This window comes from Thermonema lapsum (genome assembly GCF_011761635.1).
In the GTDB taxonomy this organism is placed as follows: Bacteria; Bacteroidota; Bacteroidia; order Cytophagales; family Thermonemataceae; genus Thermonema; species Thermonema lapsum.
The window spans coordinates 240,956-260,720 of the sequence record NZ_JAASRN010000001.1; the positions used below are offsets into that span (position 1 = coordinate 240,956).

At 47.3% G+C, this 19,765-nt stretch carries 16 protein-coding genes and 1 pseudogene; 9 read left to right on the forward strand and 8 right to left on the reverse strand.

The genetic code is table 11. The features are described from left to right. The first annotated feature begins 30 nt into the window (after positions 1-30). From FHS56_RS00980 to FHS56_RS00995, 4 genes are all read left to right on the forward strand, one after another. Positions 31-2,229 (forward strand): reprolysin-like metallopeptidase, encoded by a 2,199-nt coding sequence (locus FHS56_RS00980; protein WP_166918024.1) that lies wholly within the window; start codon positions 31-33, stop codon positions 2,227-2,229. 19 nt (positions 2,230-2,248) lie between these two features. Then, positions 2,249-2,737 (forward strand): hypothetical protein, encoded by a 489-nt coding sequence (locus tag FHS56_RS00985; RefSeq protein ID WP_166918025.1) that lies wholly within the window; start codon positions 2,249-2,251, stop codon positions 2,735-2,737. Then, positions 2,734-4,167: an MATE family efflux transporter gene (locus tag FHS56_RS00990; protein ID WP_166918026.1), complete on the forward strand. Its 1,434-nt coding sequence runs from the start codon at positions 2,734-2,736 to the stop codon at positions 4,165-4,167. The genes FHS56_RS00985 and FHS56_RS00990 overlap by 4 nt, the downstream gene beginning before the upstream one ends. Before the next feature lie 146 nt (positions 4,168-4,313). Beyond that, positions 4,314-5,987, forward strand: coding sequence for an amidohydrolase (locus FHS56_RS00995; protein ID WP_166918027.1), 1,674 nt, complete (start codon positions 4,314-4,316; stop codon positions 5,985-5,987). Positions 5,988-5,997: 10 nt separating this feature from the next. Here the strand turns inward: FHS56_RS00995 and FHS56_RS01000 are convergent, their stop codons facing one another. Next, complete coding sequence (locus FHS56_RS01000) at positions 5,998-6,318, reverse strand: zinc finger Ran-binding domain-containing protein (RefSeq protein ID WP_166918028.1); 321 nt, start codon at positions 6,316-6,318, stop codon at positions 5,998-6,000. Between the two features lie 354 nt (positions 6,319-6,672). Here FHS56_RS01000 and FHS56_RS01005 point away from each other — a divergent pair, with 354 nt between their 5' ends. Next, positions 6,673-7,428 carry a 5'-nucleotidase C-terminal domain-containing protein gene (locus FHS56_RS01005; protein ID WP_166918029.1) on the forward strand — a complete coding sequence of 252 codons (756 nt, stop codon included), beginning with the start codon at positions 6,673-6,675 and terminating at the stop codon, positions 7,426-7,428. Positions 7,429-7,505: 77 nt separating this feature from the next. Here the strand turns inward: FHS56_RS01005 and FHS56_RS01010 are convergent. The 3 genes and pseudogenes from FHS56_RS01010 to FHS56_RS01015 form a co-directional block, all read right to left on the reverse strand. Continuing rightward, positions 7,506-8,009 (reverse strand): annotated as a pseudogene (locus tag FHS56_RS01010) (YceI family protein); the annotation flags it as partial. A 17-nt stretch (positions 8,010-8,026) separates the two neighbouring features. Beyond that, on the reverse strand, positions 8,027-8,188 hold the full coding sequence (locus FHS56_RS11910) for a hypothetical protein (protein ID WP_243844118.1): 162 nt from the start codon (positions 8,186-8,188) through the stop codon (positions 8,027-8,029). 4 nt (positions 8,189-8,192) lie between these two features. Next, positions 8,193-9,338, reverse strand: a complete 1,146-nt coding sequence (locus tag FHS56_RS01015; protein WP_166918030.1) for an FtsW/RodA/SpoVE family cell cycle protein — start codon at positions 9,336-9,338, stop codon at positions 8,193-8,195. Positions 9,339-9,484: 146 nt separating this feature from the next. Between FHS56_RS01015 and fahA the strand changes: the two genes are divergently transcribed. After that, positions 9,485-10,759 carry a fumarylacetoacetase gene (fahA, locus tag FHS56_RS01020; protein ID WP_166918031.1) on the forward strand — a complete coding sequence of 425 codons (1,275 nt, stop codon included), beginning with the start codon at positions 9,485-9,487 and terminating at the stop codon, positions 10,757-10,759. A 68-nt stretch (positions 10,760-10,827) separates the two neighbouring features. On the opposite strand, the gene FHS56_RS01025 is transcribed toward fahA, so the two are convergent. Then, positions 10,828-15,459 (reverse strand): translocation/assembly module TamB domain-containing protein, encoded by a 4,632-nt coding sequence (locus tag FHS56_RS01025; RefSeq protein ID WP_166918032.1) that lies wholly within the window; start codon positions 15,457-15,459, stop codon positions 10,828-10,830. A 5-nt stretch (positions 15,460-15,464) separates the two neighbouring features. Between FHS56_RS01025 and tsaD the strand changes: the two genes are divergently transcribed. The 3 genes from tsaD to FHS56_RS01040 are packed head-to-tail and all read left to right on the forward strand — an operon-like array spanning position 15,465 to position 18,346. Further along, on the forward strand, positions 15,465-16,472 hold the full coding sequence (tsaD, locus tag FHS56_RS01030) for a tRNA (adenosine(37)-N6)-threonylcarbamoyltransferase complex transferase subunit TsaD (protein WP_208409604.1): 1,008 nt from the start codon (positions 15,465-15,467) through the stop codon (positions 16,470-16,472). A gap of 26 nt (positions 16,473-16,498) precedes the next feature. Further along, positions 16,499-17,461: an AAA family ATPase gene (locus FHS56_RS01035; protein WP_166918033.1), complete on the forward strand. Its 963-nt coding sequence runs from the start codon at positions 16,499-16,501 to the stop codon at positions 17,459-17,461. A gap of 12 nt (positions 17,462-17,473) precedes the next feature. Further along, entirely contained in the window at positions 17,474-18,346 is an 873-nt protein-coding gene (locus FHS56_RS01040; RefSeq protein ID WP_166918034.1) for an MBL fold metallo-hydrolase, read from the forward strand. On the opposite strand, the gene FHS56_RS01045 is transcribed toward FHS56_RS01040, so the two are convergent. The 3 genes from FHS56_RS01045 to FHS56_RS01055 form a co-directional block, all read right to left on the reverse strand. Next, entirely contained in the window at positions 18,324-18,716 is a 393-nt protein-coding gene (locus FHS56_RS01045; protein WP_166918035.1) for a DUF1987 domain-containing protein, read from the reverse strand. The two genes, FHS56_RS01040 and FHS56_RS01045, sit on opposite strands and share 23 nt — an antisense overlap. Positions 18,717-18,759: 43 nt before the next feature. Further along, positions 18,760-19,308, reverse strand: coding sequence for a SiaB family protein kinase (locus FHS56_RS01050; protein WP_166918036.1), 549 nt, complete (start codon positions 19,306-19,308; stop codon positions 18,760-18,762). Positions 19,309-19,413: 105 nt separating this feature from the next. Further along, positions 19,414-19,743 (reverse strand): 2Fe-2S iron-sulfur cluster-binding protein, encoded by a 330-nt coding sequence (locus tag FHS56_RS01055; RefSeq protein ID WP_166918037.1) that lies wholly within the window; start codon positions 19,741-19,743, stop codon positions 19,414-19,416. Between the last annotated feature and the right edge of the window lie 22 nt (positions 19,744-19,765).

Consider the following 19,765-nt stretch of genomic DNA (forward strand, 5'->3'; position numbering starts at 1 on the left):
AAGTGATTTAGGATATGAATCAAAAATGTTATGAAAAATATTGTAAAGCTTCTGTTTGGGATACTATGCATGAGTGTCGGCGCTGCTTATGCACAAACGCCCTATTGGCATCAGATACAGGCGAGAACACTTGATTTGCCCGCTTCGGCGCAGCGCGTGCTTTACCCCGAAGAGTACGCCCTGTTCAAACTGGATACATCTCGTTTCTTGAACGAAGCCCAAAAAGTGCCTCAAGAGGTAGCCCGGACGGCATCGCAGGGGGCTATCCTTGTTTTACCCATGCCCGACGGGAGTCTGCAACGCTTCCGTGTATATGAGTCGCCAGTGATGGAGCCTGCTTTGGCTAACAAATATCCTGCTATTAAAACCTACGTAGCAAAAGGAATAGATGACCCCACTGCCACCGCTCGTTTGGGCTGGACTCCTACCAAAGGCTTTCATGCCATTATTCGCTCGGCAAAGGGAACTGTTTATATTGACCCTTATGCGCAAGGGCAGAAAGAGTACTACATGGCTTATTATCGTAGCAAGCTGCTTCTTACTAAGAACTTCTCTTGTGAAGTGGAAGGTTTTAAAAAACATACGGAAGACCTACAGCAGGAGCGTGCAGAGCGGCTGGTGTCCGGCGATAAATTGCGCACCTATCGTTTGGCCTTGGCAGCCACTGGCGAATACACACAACACCATGGAGGAAGTGTGCAGGGAGCCCTCGATGCTATGGTTACTACCATCAACCGAGTCAACGAAATTTATGAGCAAGACTTAGCAGTACGTTTGGTGTTGATTGGAAATACCGACCAGCTGATTTATACCAACCCAAACACCGACCCTTACTCTAACGATGACGGATTGGCAATGCTTAGTCAAAACCAAAGCAACATAGATGCTGTCATAGGCAATGCCAACTACGACATAGGGCATGTGTTTAGCACCGGCGGGGGAGGCATTGCCGGCTTGGGAGTCATTTGCCGTTCTGGACGAAAAGCCCGTGGCGTAACCGGCAGCTTTCCGCCCCAAGGAGACCCTTTTGATATAGACTACGTATGCCATGAGATTGGACACCAGTTCGGGGCAAACCATACTTTCAATGCAGAGGTGGGCTCCTGTGCAGGTAACAAGGTCGATAATGCTGCTTATGAGCCTTGGAGTGGTTCTACCATCATGGCTTATGCGGGTATTTGTGCCCCCTTCAACATTCAACCCAACTCTGACCCGTACTTCCATGTGCACAGCATACAAGAGATTCAATCAACCATTGCAAGTTCTTCTTGTGCTACTGTCCAAACGGTGAACAACACAGCCCCGGTAGTGAGTGTGTCCACCATTACCTACACCATACCCCGTTCTACTCCTTTCTTTTTGACTGGTACTGCTACCGACAACGAAGACAGAGGTTTGACTTACTGCTGGGAGGAATACGACCTTGAAAAAAACGGACTTCCACCTTTGTTTAGAAGCTACCCGCCCACTACCGTTGGCGCCCGTGTGTTTCCGGCTTGGAATCGCATTTTAAGTAACACAAACCAAGAGCCAGAGCTGCTGCCTTCAACAAGCAGAGCCATGAACTTCCGCCTCACTGTGCGCGACAATCATCCTGGGGCTGGTGGGGTTAGCTATAAAGACCTGAGGGTGAATGTAACCGCTACTGCGGGTCCTTTTCGCGTTACTTACCCCAATTCTGCTTCTGTTACTTGGAACGAAGGGCAAGCGGTAACGGTTACTTGGGACGTTGCCAATACTAACCTTAGCCCGGTGAATTGTCAAGCCGTAGATATCTATTTGTCTAAAGATGGAGGGGCTACCTTCCCCAGCACCTTGAAGTTGGCATCTGCTGTGCCCAATACAGGTAGTTATACCTTTACTTGCCCTGCAGTAAGCACGTCGCAAGCGCGCATCATGGTGGTGGCAGCCGACAATATCTTTTTCGACATAAGCGATAACAACTTTACCATATTTTCGAATGTGGTGACGGCGCCAGATGAAAAACTGCAAGAGGAAATAGCCGTTTATCCGAATCCAAGCCATGGAATTTATGTTATCAAAGTGCCGGCAGAATTAAAAGGCGCCCGGGCGCGTGTGTTTAGTGCTCTGGGCAAGGAGGTAACAGTTTCGGTGATAGCCCAAGAAAGCGTGGAACTTGATTTGCAACACTTGCCGGCGGGGGTATATGTGCTAACTATTCAAACAGAGCGCGCACAAATACAAAAACGCTTGATTAAAGAACGTTAAAAAATTAACAGCTAAATCTATGGCAAGTTGGATAGACAAAACGGAGAACTTTTTTCAAGGCTTAAAAAGGCTTTCGCCCGAAACTAAGTACGAACTTGGCAACGCACTGCTCATTGCCGGCATTTGTAGCATATTTTTGCTTAGCTCTTACCCGGGTATATGGATTTCAATGCTTATTGTGGGAGGGCTCATAAAAAGACGCTTTCGCTGGGTGAAGAAGCAGCGCCGTGATTTGGGCTTTAACCTCAATAAATTGAAAAAAGGAGTACTTTCCGATGAACAAATTGTGCGCTTTGCCCGTATAAAGGGAGGCGTAATTACACCTGCCGAGCTTGCCTTGGAAACCTCGCTGACTGTAGAAGAAGCCGAAGAGCGTTTGATGAAATTGCACAGCAAGGGCTTCAATGAGATAAAAGTAAGCGACAAAGGATTTGTTGTATATGATTTCCACCACGTTTTACCTTCCTTAAATGATAAAATAAATGCAAAAAAATTGGATTTGCTTTGAACCGTAACACTTGGCAAGAGTTACTCGTCGAACTTCGCAAGATGGTTTCATTGAGTATGCCCATCATCATTGCGCAAATAGGCAGTGTGTTTATGGGCATCATTGACAATATGATGGTTGGTGACTTGGGGGAAGTGCCATTAGCAGCCGCCGGAGTAGCCAATCCTATTTTTTTCTTGCTTGCCAGCATAGGTATCGGCATTTTTTCTGCCATTTCGCCTTTGGTAGCGAAGGAATACAGCGAAACCGGCAGCAAAAAGAAATGTGGGTATATCCTTTTTGCCGGCATGAAGTTGTCTATTGTGGTGGGGGCATTGATTACTGCTGCTCTGCTGCTGATTGCTGCCAACTTCGATATTTTCCGTCAAAGTAAAGAGGTAGAGATAGAAGCTCGCCCTTACCTGCAGGTGATAGCTACCTCTGCAGTACCCATGATGTTCTTTTTGGCAGTAAAGCATTTTAGCGACGGGCTTTCCATTGTATGGCCTGCCATGATTATTACCATTGTGGGGTTGGTAGCCAACGTATTTGGCAATTGGGTGCTTATTTATGGCAACTTGGGTTTCTCGCCTATGGGCTTGTATGGTTCGGGCTTGTCCACCCTTATAGCGCGGGTACTCATGGCTTGCCTCATGATAGTGTATGTACTTGAATCAAAACACTTCCGCGACTATATACCCAATATATTGAAGCCCGTGCCCACCCGCGAGTGGAGCCGTCGTATTTTGCGCTTGGGCTTGCCCAGCGGCATGCAATATTTCTTTGAATTGGGAGCTTTTACCGGTGCTGCCATCTTAGCCGGCTGGATTGGGGTTACCTCTTTGGCTGCCCATAACGTAATTTTTAGCATCGCTACCTTTACTTATATGGTGGCTGCAGGAGTTTCGTTTGCCGGTGCCATACGTGTGGGCATTCAGGCAGGAAAACAATCCTATTATAAAGTACGGGTTGCCGGCTTTGCCAGCATATTGCTGGTGAGTATACTGATGCTGGTGAGTGCTTCACTGCTTATATTGTTTGCAGAACCAGTCATCAGACTCTACACGCATGAGCAAGAAGTAGTAGAGTTTGCTTCGGCTGTTATTTTCATATTTATGTTTTATCAGCTGTTCGATGGCATTCAGGCGGTAGGGGTCGGCATTTTACGGGGAATTTTTGATGTAAATGTGCCTACTTTTATTACTATTTTTGCTTATTGGGTAGTTTGCTTGCCGGTAGCTTGCTTGTTAGCCAATAAAATAGATTGGATAACAGTGCTTTCATGGGCGGGCGAAATCCTTCCACCTGCTGAGGTCAATAAGTACCGCCTGATGGGGCTTTGGATTGGGCTTACCGCCGGCTTGGGGGTTTCGGCTACTCTACTGACCGCCCGCTTTTATCTGCTGACGCGTGAAGATTACCTACCGTTGATAGAAAAAAAGACCGTTTGAATGCATCGGAAGTAAGCAACCCGAGAACCTTGATTTTTAGTTATGCCATAAAATCTTACACTATTGTCTTTGGCGCGGCTTGATTCCTGCTTGCTTTTTTTAGAAATTATGGCATCACACAAAATGCACATACAAAAGCTGCGCTTATGATACATCGTTTACTTCTTTTGCCCTTATTGTTGCTTGTTGCCATGGTGATGATGTCTTGTGAAAAAAAACATCAAGACACACGTCGTGAGAAGGTAGATATGCTGGTGGTGAATGCCACTATTTACACGGTCGATTCGGCTTTTGCAGTGGCAGAGGCGATGGCTGTTAAAAACGGTTTGATTGTGGCTACGGGCAGCCGAAAAGATTTGGAGCAACGCTATGATGCGCAAAATGTTTATGATGCTGGAGGACATTTTATCTTTCCGGGCTTTTATGATGCCCACTGTCATTTTGTAGGCTATGCTCAAACACTTGCACAAGCCGACTTGGTAGGTACCACTTCGCCGGACGAGGTCATTGCACGCCTGAAAGCCTTCAGAGAGCAAAACTCCGGTTTGTCTTGGTTGCTGGGGCGGGGCTGGGACCAAAACGATTGGGAAAGCAAAGCTTTTCCCGACCGTCGTTTGTTGGATGAGGCTTTTCCAGATATACCTGTATTTCTGACCCGTATTGACGGGCATGCGGCTTGGGTCAATACCAAAGCGCTGCAAGAAGCTGGTTTGCTGCAAGCCAAGAAAGTGGAAGGGGGAAGTGTGCGCTTACGCCCCGATGGCAGCCCATCCGGCATTTTGATAGACAATGCCATGGACTTGGTAAAGCGCCAAATTCCCCCCATGAGCCGCGAGTCGCTTACTAAGTTGCTTATGAAGGCAGAGCAAAATTGCTTTTCGGTAGGACTTACTACTCTGAGTGATGCCGGTTTGCCTTTGGAGCATATTCTTCTGTTAGACAGCCTGCATAAGGCAGGTAGCCTGCGTATGCGTTTGTATGTGATGGCAAGTGCCACGCCAGAAAACTTGGCTTTCTTTCAAAAAAACGGACGCATAAAGACGGACCGCCTGCATGTGCGTAGTTTTAAGATTTATGCAGACGGTGCTTTGGGCTCGCGGGGCGCCTTTTTGTTGGAGCCTTACCACGATGCACCTACCGAACGGGGCTTTTTACTAAAGAGCGAGGCGGCACTCGACAGCCTCTATTCCCAGATAGCAGCTATGGACTTCCAAGCCAACACACACTGCATTGGCGATGCTGCCAACCGTACGGTCTTGCGCCTGTATGCCAAATATTTGAAAGGGGGGGAACGCTGGCGCATAGAACATGCCCAAGTGGTGCAGCCCCAAGACCTGTCTTATTTTCGTACCCATGGCATCATCCCTTCGGTGCAGCCTACGCATGCCACTTCCGATATGTATTGGGCAGAGAATCGCCTCGGAAAAGAGCGAATTGCCTATGCCTACGCCTATAAGAACCTGCTCGAAGCCGCCGGTTTGCTGGCACTGGGCACCGACTTCCCCGTTGAGCAAATCAGCCCTTTCTTGACTTTTTACGCGGCTTTGAGTCGTAAAGACTTGAACGGCTTCCCGCCCGAAGGCTTTTTGCCCGAGCAGGCATTGAGCCGTCGCGACATACTGAAAGGAATGACCATCTGGGCTGCCTATGCCAATTTTGAAGAGAAAGAAAGAGGGAGTTTGGAAGCCGGAAAACAAGCCGATTTTATCGTGGTGGACCGTGATTTGATGAAGGTAGAAGTAGCGGCTATCCCGGAAGCAAAGGTGCTGGCTACTTTTATTGCCGGTGAGCAAGTGTATGATGCTAAGGGAAAAAAATAAAGACTTGTAGTCAGGAGAGTAAAGACCGCAAGCGTTGCCACCACCGTTTGAATGGCGCATGTTGTGTTTGACGAGACAGCAGCAGGCGCATTTCTTCCACCTCTGCCAACAGGGCTTTGTGTTCTTCCTTCAGCTTTTCGTGGCGTGTTTTAAGACGTTTATATTTGGCTTCGCTGCGTCGGTAAAGGGCTTCCCACTCATGAGCATCGGTAGCTTCTTTTACAGCAGCCATAAAGGCGCTATGCGAATAGTAGCGCTCTTCGTTGCATACGATACAACGCTGGTCGTTGTCGAAGTTATACGTTTCACAGTGAATGCAAATCCAACCCATAAGCATGATTACGCCTGACATCAAAAATACAATAAATATTTTCTTGCATGGAAACAGATATGCTTGCCGTTTGTCGCAAACTTTCGGGAGAGCCTTGTTCTGATAAATGATAGCTTGACTAAACGAAAAACTTCATAAAGTGTATGTAGTCAATAATATACGCCAAAAGACTTTTGTTGCTGCTGATGAAATCAACTGCAACAGCTCAACCGTAGGACATGCCACATGGCGGTGAGGTAGTCAAGGAGCTTGAAATACAAATATTTGACAATAGCGCTAACTACAAGGTGGAGTACCAGCAGTTGTCGAAAAGTTTATATTTTTGCACCCTACGTAAGTAAAACTATCTCAATCATGAAAAAGTATGCGATGGTTCGCTACATGGCTTATGCCATGGTCGTGGCTTTGTTGTTGGGGGCTTGTCAAAAGCGCTTGCAGTATCAAAGCAAAGTAGAATTTATACCTATAAACAGCGAACTGCTTGCCGATGCGCATATCGATAGCATCATAGCACCCTATAAGCAGCGATTGACAGCAGAGATTAGTCGTGTCCTTGCTTATTCAGATACAGCGGTGGACAGACCCAAAAGCAGCTACGAGCACCCCTTAGGAAATTTTACTGCCGACCTGATGTTACAAAAAGCGCAGGCACTGCAGCCACAAGCATCTATCAGTGTCATCACCTTCGGAGGATTACGCACGGGCTTTCCGGCAGGGGCTGTTACCGTGGGCGATATGTTTGAACTGATGCCTTTTGAGAACGAGCTGGTGATACTTACCGTCGAGGGTAAAACCCTTGCCAAGCTTTTTGATTATATGATTCGTAAAAAAAATACAGCTTTGGGGGGCATACGCCTTGAAATAGCTGACGGCAAGGTGCGCAATGCATGGATTGCCGGAGAAGCATGGAATCCCAAGCATACCTATCTGGTGGCTATTTCTGACTATCTGGCAAACGGTGGCGATGAGATGGACTTCTGGAAAGAAGCCAAGAAGCGTGAAGAAACGGGCTTGAAAATCAGGGATATACTTATCGAAGGAGTAGAAAAAGCAGGTAAGCACAATGCCATTCATCTACATCTGGATGGTCGAGTGAAGTTGCTGGAGTAGTGCCGTCGCAAAAGTTTATTGCCAAAAAAGGCTGCCTTTTGCAGGTAGCCTTTGCTTTTTGAGTGATGCCTACGTTTTTATTGGCAATCTTTGTTGACGCTTGCTTCGGCATACAGGCTCACCTCGGACCACAGCACCGACTTGCCGTCGGGACCAGTATGCAGCTCTTTGCAGACTTCATTGAGCGCTTTGATGCCGCTGCCTGCATTCCATTCTTCCACGTTGATCGTGGCATGGAGGCTTACCTTCTCTTCGCTTAGAGAAAGGTTAACAGGGACTTGCTTGGTGATACCGTTCATTTCTATGCTCAACAGGGCTTGGCTGTCATTGATGATAGAGTCCACGCGGGCTTTCAGCACTACCTGATCGCCTTCCGTCTTGGCAAAAGAGCCAAAGAAGTACTGGGCTATCTTGGCGTCACGTTCAGGATTTTGGGTATCTACGCTATTGGTTGGGATGCTTATGCTCGCTCCTTTCAACAATGCTTGCAGAGAAGACGCTTTTTCTTGTGCCAACTGCACCGTATATTTTTTGAAGCTGCCACTTACAGCGGCTTTCTCGGTGAACTTATAGGCAGTCCATGTGAGGGTAGTCTCGCCTAAGCTGTAGCGGCAATCAGTGGCTGTTTGGGTGGTTTGAGTGCTGTCGGTGGTGCTGCTTTCTTGTTTTTCTTCTTGCGAACCGCAGCTCCATAACAGCCCAAGCAGTCCAATGGATAAGATGACTTTTCATAGGTTTGTTTTTTTGATTGAAAAAACATTTGATTAATTGTTTTGTTCGACAATATCGCCCCGGCTGACACTTAGTATAATGCCTATTGCCAAGCCGGTAAAAAGGAGGGAGGTTCCCCCCATGCTTACCAATGGAAGCGGCAAGCCGGTAATTGGCACCAAGCCTACGGCTACCGCCATGTTTGCCATGGCTTGTACTACCAAGCTAAAAGAAAGCCCGGCAGCGAGCAGCCCGCCAAAAGCCCGATGACTGCGCGAAAGAATCATCATACCACGATAAAGGAGACCCAAGTACAGAAATACAACGAAAGCCCCGCCCACTAAACCATATTCTTCTACAATGATGGCAAAGATGAAATCAGAGAAGGGGTTGGGCAATATGTTACGCTGCGTGCTGTTGCCGGGTCCTTTGCCGGTAAGCCCTCCCGTGGCAATGGCTATATAAGATTGCTCCGCCTGAAAGGGCACCTCTTCTTTATTTAAATAGCTTTCTATACGACTCTTTACGGTAGCGGCTCGCTCACCGAAGGAAAGGGCTATAAACAAAGCTGCGGCACCAATCAGCAAAACGGTGAAGAAGTAACGTAAGGGCACCCGCCCGATGAACATAATGAGCAGGCTGGTCATGAACAAAATCAAGGCGTTGGAGAAATTGCTGAGCCCTATGAGCCCGCAGATTAAGCCTACCCAAAAAAGCATGGGCAATAATCCCTCTTGGATATCGTCGATGCGATGTTGCCGTTTAGAAAGCATGGCAGCCAAATGCGAAATGAGTGCCAACTTAGCCAAGTCGGATGGCTGAAAGGATTGATTAATGAAAGGGATGGTAATCCACCGGCTGGCTTCGTTGATGCTGGTGCCATACAGTTGCGCAATGAGGAGTAAGGGCACCGATACCCACAAAGCAAACAACGACAGACGCGCATAATAGCGGTAGTCGATGCGGTGGGCTATCCACATGACCAATAGTGCCAACAAAACCAAACGGGCATGCTTGAGTAGATAATACTCCGTATCTCCTTCCAAGTACTTAAATGCCAATGACTGCGTGGCGCTATACACTACCAAAATACTGATGAGTGAGAGGGCAGCCACAATATACCATATGACTGGGTCACCTTTAAAAAGAGGGTGCTCTTTTTTGTTTAATGCATCTGCTTGAGAATTCAAAAAACTCATAATCCTGATTTCTTTGTATCAAAGATAAAAAATCCTGTGGCATGGATACAAACAAACGAAAACACAGAGGAGTTTGCGGCAAACAATACTTGTGTTTTTAGAAATATCCCATAATTTCGTGGCAGAAACCAAAAACACTTAAACCAATGATACAAGCCAACGACCCGAAACTCCGTTCGTGGATAGACATTCCTGCCGATAGCGACTTTCCCATTCAAAACATACCTTTTGGCATTTTTTCTCACGACGGACGTACCAAACGCGCTGCCAGCCGCATCGGGGACTATGTGATAGACCTGAGTGCGCTGGCAGAGCTGGGTTATTTCGATAATCTGCAGATTCCTGACCTCTCGGTTTTTTACAACGATACACTGAACGACTTCATCCGTTTGGGAAAGGAGACCACCCGTCAGGTACGTAACCGCCTTGCCGAGCTTTTCGCTGCCGATAATCCCACTTTGCGTGAGCAAACAGAGCACAAAGAGCAGGTGCTCTTTGATGCTCGCCGTGTGTATATGCACATGCCTGTAGAGGTAGGCGACTACACCGACTTTTACTCCAGCTTAGAGCACGCCACCAATGTGGGTAAGATGTTTCGTCCTGACAACCCTCTGCTGCCCAATTGGAAACACCTGCCTGTTGGGTATCATGGGCGTTCGTCTTCCATTGTAGTTTCCGGTCATCCGGTCATCCGTCCCAAAGGGCAAATTATGCCTGCGGGTGCCGACAAGCCCATTTTCTCTGCTACCCAGCGCCTCGACTTTGAACTGGAAGTAGCCTTTATTGTAGGCAAAGACACCCAAATGGGAGATAGCATCAGCACTGCCCAAGCCGAAGATTATATCTTTGGTTTGGTGCTCTTCAATGATTGGTCGGCGCGTGATATACAGCAGTGGGAGTACGTGCCTTTGGGACCGTTCTTAGGTAAAAATTTCGCTTCTACCATCTCTCCATGGATAGTTACCCTCGATGCCTTGGAGCCTTTCCGTGTGGAGTCGCCCAAACAAGACCCCGAGGTACTCGATTACCTCAAGTTTGAAGGAAAGAAAAGCTTTGACATACACTTGGAGGTATATATTCAACCCAAAGATGCCGAAGCCTCTTTGGTGTGCCGCAGCAACTTCAAATACATGTATTGGAACATGAGCCAACAGTTGGCACATCATACAGTGAACGGTTGCCCCATGCGAGTGGGCGACATGTGTGCGTCGGGAACCATCAGTGGACCTACCCCCGACAGCTTCGGTTCTATGCTTGAACTGAGTTGGGGTGGCAAAAATGCGGTGAAGCTCCAAGGGGGCATTGAGCGCAAATTTATTGAAGACTACGATACTGTGATTATGAAGGGATATGCACAAGGCGAAGGCTACCGGGTAGGCTTCGGCGAATGCGTCGGGCAAGTACTGCCTGCTAAGCTGTAAAGCAGAGACAAAATAAAAACTTCATGGGCGGAGAGAGGCAACTCTCCGCCTTTTGGCTTATTTTTATTTTATAGCTCCTTCTCGTCGGATGCTTCCTCTTGTTGTGTGGGCTCTTGTTCTTCAATTACGGTAGGGTCCTTTGGTTTTGATTTGCTCTTTTTCTTGCGGGAAAACAACTCTAAAAATGAGCTGAAATCCCGGGTGTATAGGATGCTGAAGCCCGCGGCAGTGTTGGTACTGTTGCTGAGCGCTGTAACCACTCCGTTGTTCAGATTTTTATTGTACATCTTCAAGCGATAACGTCCGTCGGGCGTGAGTATGTATTCTACTGTCCATTCACCTACAATATTGGCAGTGGCACTTTGATTTTGGGTATCTATCAGCCCGTTGCGCGTCACACGCAGACGCCCGTTCATGAAGGTGTAACTTAGTCTTACATGAAATACATTGTTGGTTTGCCGGTCCCATCCGGACAGGTCAACGTCTATTTGAAGGTTTTCGTCCACTTGCGACATCCAATGGCTCAATTGATTGGAAAGCAATTCACTCACCGTGTTGCCACCGGCACCGCTGATGCCGCTGAATGAGTTTTCGGCAGAAAATTTCTTGAATAAAATCAAGCTGAATACTTGGCGGTTACGCTCTTGCTCGTCGCCTGCAATGCGTCCTTTGAAACTATATAAAACAGAACGCAGGGTGGGGTTGGTAATGCTGCGCTCCACTTCGCTGAAGTCAATGTCGAAGCGAATGTCCGGGGCAAGCATGGGACCGGTCAGGTGCAACAATACTTGCACCGGATAGCGGCGCGTGTATTCCGGAGAGTTCAGCTCTTGATTGCTGCTGCTGAGGAGGGGCAGCAAAGGGGTGATGGTTTCGTAGTAGGCTTTGATATCCAATTCTGCACTGTACACATCACCGATGAAGTAAATGGCGCTGCCTTGCCGCACTTTGAACTGCTTGTTTACGAGGTTCATCATGGTGAAGTTATAGCTTCCTTCTTTGATATAGAAATCGCCCCATATACTAAACTCGCCGCGGGAGTCGATGTTCATCTGTACTTTTCCTTCCCCGTTTCCTCGCATAATGTCGCCTGCCCGCGGGTCAAAGATGATTTCAAAGTAGGCATCGGGGGTGATTTCCAAGTTGAAGTCCATGCGCAGGTTTTGCAGCTTCACTTCCTTTACTTCACTCTTGTTGCCTGCTTCTTTGTCGAAGTCCTTGAAAACGATATAATCTTTTTGGGCTACCTGCTGACTACCATAAAGAGGGATGTAGAGCTTGGTACCGTACGCTGTGCGTGCATTGGCTTGCAGGTATAGATTTTCTGGGGTGCCACTGATGCGGGCATTGCCGCTTACCAAGGCATCGCCATAGTAGAGTTCGCCTTCCCGTGGGGGCACATTCAGCACCAAAAAATTTTTAAGCTCGCCTTGTATGTCTAAATAAAAATCTTGAAAGTAGCGATGATAAATGTCGCCGGTAAAGACAGCATTTCCTTTGCGGTCGTCAGTCAGGTGCAGGCGCCGCATGCGGATGGCATCGGGGGTGATATACAGCTTGTCGCTGAAACTGTAGGTTGTGCCTAAGTAGTTGACCTTGAAACTTGCTTGTTTGAAATCAAGGATGCCGGCAAGGAGTGGTTTTCCGAGACTGCCCCGCAGCGCCAGCTTGCCGGATACTGTTCCACCGATGTTCGACAAATAATCCTGTAAAAAGGGGGTAAGTACTTTTAACTCTGTTTCTTTCATTTCTGCTACCACATGCACCTGCTCCGTGCGGTACCGGTAGTGTCCACTGGCGAAGAACACATAATCTACGCGGTTGTATAGGTCGAGGTTGAAGAGGACACTCTCTGTTTGGGCGTCCCACCCAACCATACTACTCAGGTATCCCACATATATATTCTGAAAGGTAAGGTCTTCGATTTCAGCTTCGCCTTCAATAATGGGCAAGTCTGTATAGAGATTACGCAAAGCGAAGCTTCCCACGAGGGTGCCTCCTATAGGTACGCTTGCCAAAGCCGTGAGTGGGCGTAAGTCAACCATGTTGAAGTCTACCAGTAGTTGGTGTGGGTAGGTAGCCTCCGTCATATTGCCATCAATGACAATAGATTGCCCGCGATGAGAGAGCATGAATCGGTCGAAGCTGATTTGTCGGCTGTTGCCCGTATCGAACAGTATTTGGCGGAAGGGTTCAATATTCCACTCAGCCCCGCCTAAGGTAATATGCGAATCATAGAAGTAAAGTTTCTGCTGGGCTTCGTCTAGTTCCAATGCTCCTTGCAACTTCAATTCCGAAAGTAGCGTATCGTTGTCTGCTTGCAAGTACTGGGTGAATTCTATGGCATCATTATACCAAGAGGCATGGATTTGTAGTTTTCGGGTAGGGATGCCGACTATCTCTTGCCGCGCAGAGGCGAAGTCGAGCTGTGCCAGTACCTCCGGTTCATAACGGGCTTTGTGTATTTCTATATCCAAAGCGGATTCATAGAATCGCTCGCTGCCCCATAGTAGAGTGTCTATGGGAGTTTGGGTTTCTATTTTACACACAGTAGAGTCGATAGACTGCATAAAATTCCCCTTAAGACGGGTGTTGTGGCTTAGGTAAGCATTGGGGGCAAATAGCTGCAATAAAGGGTTTAGATTGGTGAACACCGCAGCTATTTGTATGTGCAGGCTGTCGGCGCTGGCTTGTTGTTTTTTATTGGCATAATACTCTTTTTGTTCTTGTGGTTGTTTGCTCAATGCAAGCCATAGTTCATAGGGCACTTCTTGCAAATAACGAATCAGTTGAGCACTGCTATAGTGCCCAGAAAGGGTTACATCTACATAATCGGAAGTAAGATGTATTTTTTCTTCGCCGCCGGTTTCTTGCTGTTGGTAAGAAATGCCGAGGGTTTGAGGGGTTAGAGTATGTGTTCCGTATAAAAAATAGATTTTGCGAAAATCCAGACGTGCGTCTGTACTTTGGTATTCTGTGTATTCACCTTCTATCTGTGTAGACAGTCGGGCGGTGGTGTCTGTCCAGTAGGTTGCTTGAAGGTCTATATAGTCAATGCTCCCTTTCAACTTGGCAAAGCGCAAGCTATCTTCCCCAAAAGTGCCTTCTAAAAGCAGATGCAGTTGGGCATTGGGGTCTTCGGAATGCAAGGTGCAGTTGAGTAGGGCATTGGTGGAATTGCTTGAAAGCGTCAGTTGGCGGTAAGGGTATTGGTTGATGACAAGTTCTTTAATCTTAGCAGAGAAACTAAGGTCGTGCCGGTACAGTTCCAAGCCCTGACCTGCCAGCTTCATGCTGCCTGTCAGGTACCCCAGTATACTTTGCTCCAAAAGATAACCTAAGCGAAAGCCCGACAAGTCAACTTGAAAGTTATAGTGTGGTACATCAGGCGCTTCTTCTTTGTAGAAATAATTTCCTTGACTTTTTATTTCGCCCAAGCCTGTATAAAGGTGGGTGCTGTAGCTGAAGTCTTTGACGTAGCCGTCGAGGCGCAGTTCGCCGTCGATAAAATCTATCTTTGAGAGCCATGGATGCAAGGATGGCGGCACATACTGCAGGAGGTCTTGTGTTTTAATCGAGAGCGAGGGGAGGTCTGCTTCTACAACAGCCTCTTCTATGTCGGGCAGTCCCTGTATGCTGATGACTCCTTGTAAGTAGCTGTCGTTTCCGAAGCGTAGATGAGCGTCTTCCCACAATAGCTCTCTGACAGTGCCACTGATTTGTCCGTTGATTTGCCACTCATCTTGCCATTGGGCAAAAGCCTCGTCGAATGCAGCCAAATCGGCGGGGTGGATGCGCGTGTCTTCGAAGTGTATATCAAGCAGCACAGAATCAACAAATGCGCTCATAGCGTCTATGCTTTCATAGGAAAAGCGCACTTGGTTGCCCACATAAGAATTGTTTAAATAAAGATGCAGGCGGTCAAAATACATGTGCTGGGCATCGAGGTGGAAGTCGGTGTCGAGGCTTTTTACATGCAGTGCACTCTTGGGTTCGTGAAACTGAAGTTGCTGGGTGCTGAGTTGTATGGTGTCGGCAATGGCGCGGAAATTCAGCACCGTGCCGTAGATGTTGTGCAGCTGGAAGTGGGCGTAGTCAAAGAGTCCTTTGGGTAAGGGGGCTTGCCTGTCGTCATGATAAAGGAACTGCATGTTGTTCAAGTAGGCTTTGTCGATGACGAAGGGAGCTGGTTGTTGGCTACTACTCTGTCCGCCGAAGCGCTCGTTGATTTCTGCGACGAGTAAATTGATATTGAAATCTTCATGCTGAATGTCGTAGTGCATATTGAAAAAGCCGTTTGCCAAGTAGGCTTCTTTGATACGCACCTCGCCTTCAAGCAGATGAGGCAGGCTGAAGGTGAGTCGTAGTTCTTCAACTTCCACTAAATCTACGAAGTGTTCGTCATATACGTGTAGCTTGCGCAAATGTACGCTTTGGTTTGGCAGGTTGATAAGCAGTCGCTCGATTTCGGCGTTATAGTGGCTGTCTTGGAAGAGATAGTTGACTGCCTGCTTTGCCAAGAAACTTTGCACTATGGGCAATGCCAAGACTGCTGCCAGTGTAAAGAAAAAAAGCAAAGCATAAAAAAGAGGAAGAGTAAACCACCGATGCAGTAGCCTTTTGAAAATCCTCGAAAAAGGCGTACTTTCGTTTTCTGAAACGTATTCTTTTTCTACTTTTTCTCTCTTATTGAATGCCAAGGCGTATGCAGATTACGATTTTAGCCATTGAGTCTTCTTGCGACGATACATCGGCAGCCGTTATTCAAGATAGCAAAATTCGTTCAAATATAGTTGCCAATCAAGAGGTTCACAAAGAATATGGGGGGGTGGTGCCCGAGTTGGCATCGCGAGCCCATCAGCAGCATATTATACCGGTGGTGGACCAAGCTCTGAAGGTGGCAGGGGTGCGTCCTGATGAGTTGAGTGCCATCGCCTGCACCCGCGGACCCGGTTTGCTGGGCTCGCTGTTGGTGGGAGTTTCTTTTGCCAAAGCCATGGCGTTGGCGTTGGATATACCGCTCATAGACGTTCACCACATGAAAGCCCATATCTTGGCACATTTTATTGAGCCCCCTGTGCCTTCATTTCCCTTTTTATGCCTGACGGTGAGTGGGGGGCATACTCAGCTGCTGCGGGTAGATGCTCCCTTGCAAATGACCGTCTTGGGTGAAACGCTTGACGATGCTGTGGGGGAGGCATTCGACAAAACTGCCAAGCTGTTGGGCTTGCCTTATCCGGGTGGTCCGCTCATTGACCGCTATGCCCGCCAAGGCAATCCACAGGCGTTTAGTTTTCCCATACCACAGGTAGAAGGGCTGCATTTCTCTTTCAGTGGATTGAAAACTTCTATCCTGCATTTTCTGCAGAAGCAGAGCCGACAGGACAGACAATTTATTGAAAAACACCTGCCAGATATTTGTGCCAGCGTACAGCATACTTTTGTGCAGATACTTATACAAAAGTTGGAACAAGCCGTAAAGCAAACGGGCATCACAGAGGTTGGCATTGCCGGTGGGGTGTCTGCCAACAGTGCTTTGCGTGCCGCCCTGCAGCAAAAAGCAGAACAAGCCGGGTGGCGTGTTTTTATTCCGGCTATGCAGTACTGCACCGACAACGCTGCTATGATTGCCATGGCGGCTCATTATCAATATATGGAAGGCAAATTCGCTTCATTGCAGATGCATGCCACGGCACGTTGGAGTATTTCCTGAGTTATGCCTAAGTAACAAACTTATTTATGAATCCAGAGGAATATCACGAGAAAATAGAACGACTCTATGAAGAGGTAGGCAAGGTGATAGTGGGGCAGCGCCTGCTTATCAACCGCCTGTTGATTGGTATTTTCACCGGTGGGCATATCCTGCTGGAAGGAAGCCCCGGGCTTGCCAAGACCAAAACTATCAGCGTATTGGCATCTACTTTGCGGTTGCGTTTTCATCGCATTCAGTTTACGCCCGACTTGCTGCCTGCCGACATCATAGGTACCATGGTATATAACCAAAAAGAAGCACAGTTCTTTGTGCGCAAGGGACCTGTGTTTGCCAATGTGATATTGGCTGATGAAATCAACCGGGCACCGGCTAAAGTACAATCTGCCTTGCTCGAAGCCATGCAGGAGAAACAGGTAACCATAGGCGAAGAGTCATTTCCTTTGGAGCGTCCTTTTTTCGTCTTGGCAACCCAAAACCCTTTGGAGCATGAAGGCACCTACCCTTTGCCCGAAGCGCAATTAGACCGCTTTATGATGCGTGTGCAAGTGGGCTACTTGTCAAAAGAAGAGGAGTTGGAGGTCATGCGCCGGATGGCTTCGTTTCGCCCACTGCCCTCACCCGAGAGCGTTTTGGGTCCGGAAGATATCTTTGCCATAAGAGAGCTGCTCAATGAAGTGACACTTTCCGAAAGCCTGGAGCGTTATATCGTAGAGTTGGTCTTTGCTACGCGTTATCCCAAAGATTACGGCATAGAAGAAGGGAAATACATAGAGTACGGAGCTTCACCGCGCGCTACCATTGCGCTCAATGTGGCAGCACGTGCTTATGCTTTTCTTCAAAAACGTAATTTTGTGCTGCCCGACGATATCAAGGCGATTGCCCCGGATGTGCTTAATCATCGCCTGATATTGAACTATGAAGCCGAAGCGGACCGTGTGTCTGCTTATGAGGTGATTCGGGCTATTCTCAATCAAGTACCCATTTCGTAAAAGGGAAAGGTCATGAGCGTGTTGTCCTTAGTAGGAAAGCCGTTTGTAAAAAAGAAAACGCACGAAGAAGTAACAGCTTATGAGTTTGATTTTCGCCTGATTGGACGCACATTTTTGACTGTCCACCTGTTTTATGTAGATGGGGTGTTGATAGATACGGCACAAAGCAATGCAGAAAGTTTGGTGTTGCGTACCTTGCGCCCTTATGATATAGAAAAAGTGCTGTTGACACACTGGCACGAAGACCATAGTGGCAACTTGGTTGCCATTTACAAACAGCACCGCCCACAAGCTGTTTATGCCCATCCGCTGACTGCGCGTATTGTACGTCGGGGGTTTTCCATTCTACCGTACGAATATTTGATGCTGGGCAATACAACCCCCTTTAAAAAAGAAATATTGCCATTGCCTGATAAAATCCCCTCGCGCCGCTTGACCTTTTTACCGATGCATACTCCCGGGCACAGCGACGACCACACTGCCTACTATGTGCCGGAGCGTGGTTGGCTGTTTTCGGGTGATTTGTTCGTTGCAGAGAAAATTAAATTTTTTCACCACGGCGAAGACATAGCTCAACAAATAGATTCTTTGCGCAAGGTGGCTACCTTAGATTTTGATACTTTGTTTTGTGCCCACAACCCGCAGTTTACCCATGGGAAGCAGGCTATACTGCGCAAATTACAATACTTAGAAGATTTCTATGGGAAGGTGGCTGCATGGTATCATAAAGGCTTGGACGAAAAAGAAATCATAAGACGGTTGCCGCTCGAAGAGAGCGCTTTCATCCGTCTCGTAACCTTTGGCGATGTGGGTTTGGTATATATGGTTCGCTCTGTGATTCGAAACGAACGGAAAAAGGAGCTTAGCGAGTCGATAACTGCGTAGGTATCAGTTCGAAATCGAGCTTGATGATGTCGCGGAAGTCGTGCCCCGCCTCTTCCATGTCCTCATCTTTTTCATCGTAATACCACTTGACAAACACGGGTTTGCCCGTGTCTTGGTGAATCTTTTCGAGCTTTTTCAATATGTCAAGAATAAATTTGGAAGAACTGGTATTAAAGTATTCAAGCTTTAGTATCAGGTTGAATGTCAAAATGTCGGAATTGGCAGCTTTATCCAGCCAATCCAAGATAGGTTGGTAAAATTCAGCAGAGTTTTCCGGAATGGAACGTCCGGCTATTTCGAGCACGCCGGTACGGGCATCAAAGTAAACTTTTGGGGTGCGGTTGGTACGTTCAATACTGAGGTTTTCCATAGGTCGTTTTCATAAATGGGAACTTTGAAGCAAAACAACAAAATCAGACAGCTTGTTCTAAGACTTTTACCTTTAATGTAAAAAAAGCACTTTTACTGTTCAAAGGTTTGAAGTCGCATTCTAGTTTAGCACCTGAACGGCGGGCTATATCTATAAAACCCAAGCCAGCGCCTTTGTCGGGCATGAAGCGGGCGCGCTGCCACGCTTGCAAATATAGTGCATCTAAGTCAATTTTCGATAAACTATTGATGCGTTCTATTTGATCTTTGATGCGTGCCACCTTCATGCGGTTTATAGGGTTGGTTGTTTCAATCAGATAGCCTTCCTGCAAGCGAACAAGGCGCATCTTGTGTTGAACCTCTTGCTCCTCTTCGGCAGGGTTGAGGCTATTGCGGTAGGCGTGCAAGTAAATGTTTTGCAAACACTCCACGAATATGGAGAAAATGCGCTTTCTTATTTTTTTGTTGAGCTCTACTTCGCTGAGCTTCTTTTCAACAGTTTCCAATATCTGGTCGATGGTTTCTTCATCGATTTGCCCTTCAAAGCAAAACAACGTTTGATGTTCGGGGAATGTCATGGATGCACAATTCATAATCCTTTTTCGAAATATTCTTGGCTGCTTTTACGAAACAGCTTGCATGGTGGTTAATTGTTTGTAAGCAATTTAAAAAAAAATATAAAATTTCAAGCCAAATGTTTATTTTTTGAAATGGTAGTGCAAATGAGGTAGCTGGCATTCATGGGGAACAAGCACGCGCAGCTCTCCTTGGGTCAGTATGCACTGACAAGCCAGCCGTTCGTTGCTGCGCAGGCGTCCTTGAGTCATAAAGCGCTGTTCCTGTGGGCTGGGTGGGCTCAGCTGTTCGCCTCCTGACACAATTTGTATTTTACAGCCGGTGCATCGCCCCTTTCCACCACAAGGGTGCATCCAATCGACGTAGGCGGCTTGTATGTTCTGCAAAAGTGTTTTGCCTTCTTGTATTTCTACACTCAAGCCGCCCAAGTTTTCTATCACCAGTTTTGGCATGAATTTTTTATCTTTAAAAACA

Excerpts from the sequence above, each read along its gene's own strand:
- FHS56_RS00980 (WP_166918024.1), top strand. The coding sequence starts at position 31 with ATGAAAAATATTGTAAAGCTTCTGTTTGGGATACTATGCATGAGTGTC.
- FHS56_RS00985 (WP_166918025.1), top strand. The coding sequence starts at position 2,249 with ATGGCAAGTTGGATAGACAAAACGGAGAACTTTTTTCAAGGCTTAAAA.
- FHS56_RS00995 (WP_166918027.1), top strand. The coding sequence starts at position 4,314 with ATGATACATCGTTTACTTCTTTTGCCCTTATTGTTGCTTGTTGCCATG.
- FHS56_RS01000 (WP_166918028.1), bottom strand. The coding sequence starts at position 6,318 with ATGGGTTGGATTTGCATTCACTGTGAAACGTATAACTTCGACAACGAC.
- FHS56_RS01005 (WP_166918029.1), top strand. The coding sequence starts at position 6,673 with ATGAAAAAGTATGCGATGGTTCGCTACATGGCTTATGCCATGGTCGTG.
- FHS56_RS11910 (WP_243844118.1), bottom strand. The coding sequence starts at position 8,188 with ATGTTTTTTCAATCAAAAAAACAAACCTATGAAAAGTCATCTTATCCA.
- FHS56_RS01015 (WP_166918030.1), bottom strand. The coding sequence starts at position 9,338 with ATGAGTTTTTTGAATTCTCAAGCAGATGCATTAAACAAAAAAGAGCAC.
- fahA (WP_166918031.1), top strand. The coding sequence starts at position 9,485 with ATGATACAAGCCAACGACCCGAAACTCCGTTCGTGGATAGACATTCCT.
- tsaD (WP_208409604.1), top strand. The coding sequence starts at position 15,465 with ATGCAGATTACGATTTTAGCCATTGAGTCTTCTTGCGACGATACATCG.
- FHS56_RS01035 (WP_166918033.1), top strand. The coding sequence starts at position 16,499 with ATGAATCCAGAGGAATATCACGAGAAAATAGAACGACTCTATGAAGAG.
- FHS56_RS01040 (WP_166918034.1), top strand. The coding sequence starts at position 17,474 with ATGAGCGTGTTGTCCTTAGTAGGAAAGCCGTTTGTAAAAAAGAAAACG.
- FHS56_RS01045 (WP_166918035.1), bottom strand. The coding sequence starts at position 18,716 with ATGGAAAACCTCAGTATTGAACGTACCAACCGCACCCCAAAAGTTTAC.
- FHS56_RS01050 (WP_166918036.1), bottom strand. The coding sequence starts at position 19,308 with ATGAATTGTGCATCCATGACATTCCCCGAACATCAAACGTTGTTTTGC.
- FHS56_RS01055 (WP_166918037.1), bottom strand. The coding sequence starts at position 19,743 with ATGCCAAAACTGGTGATAGAAAACTTGGGCGGCTTGAGTGTAGAAATA.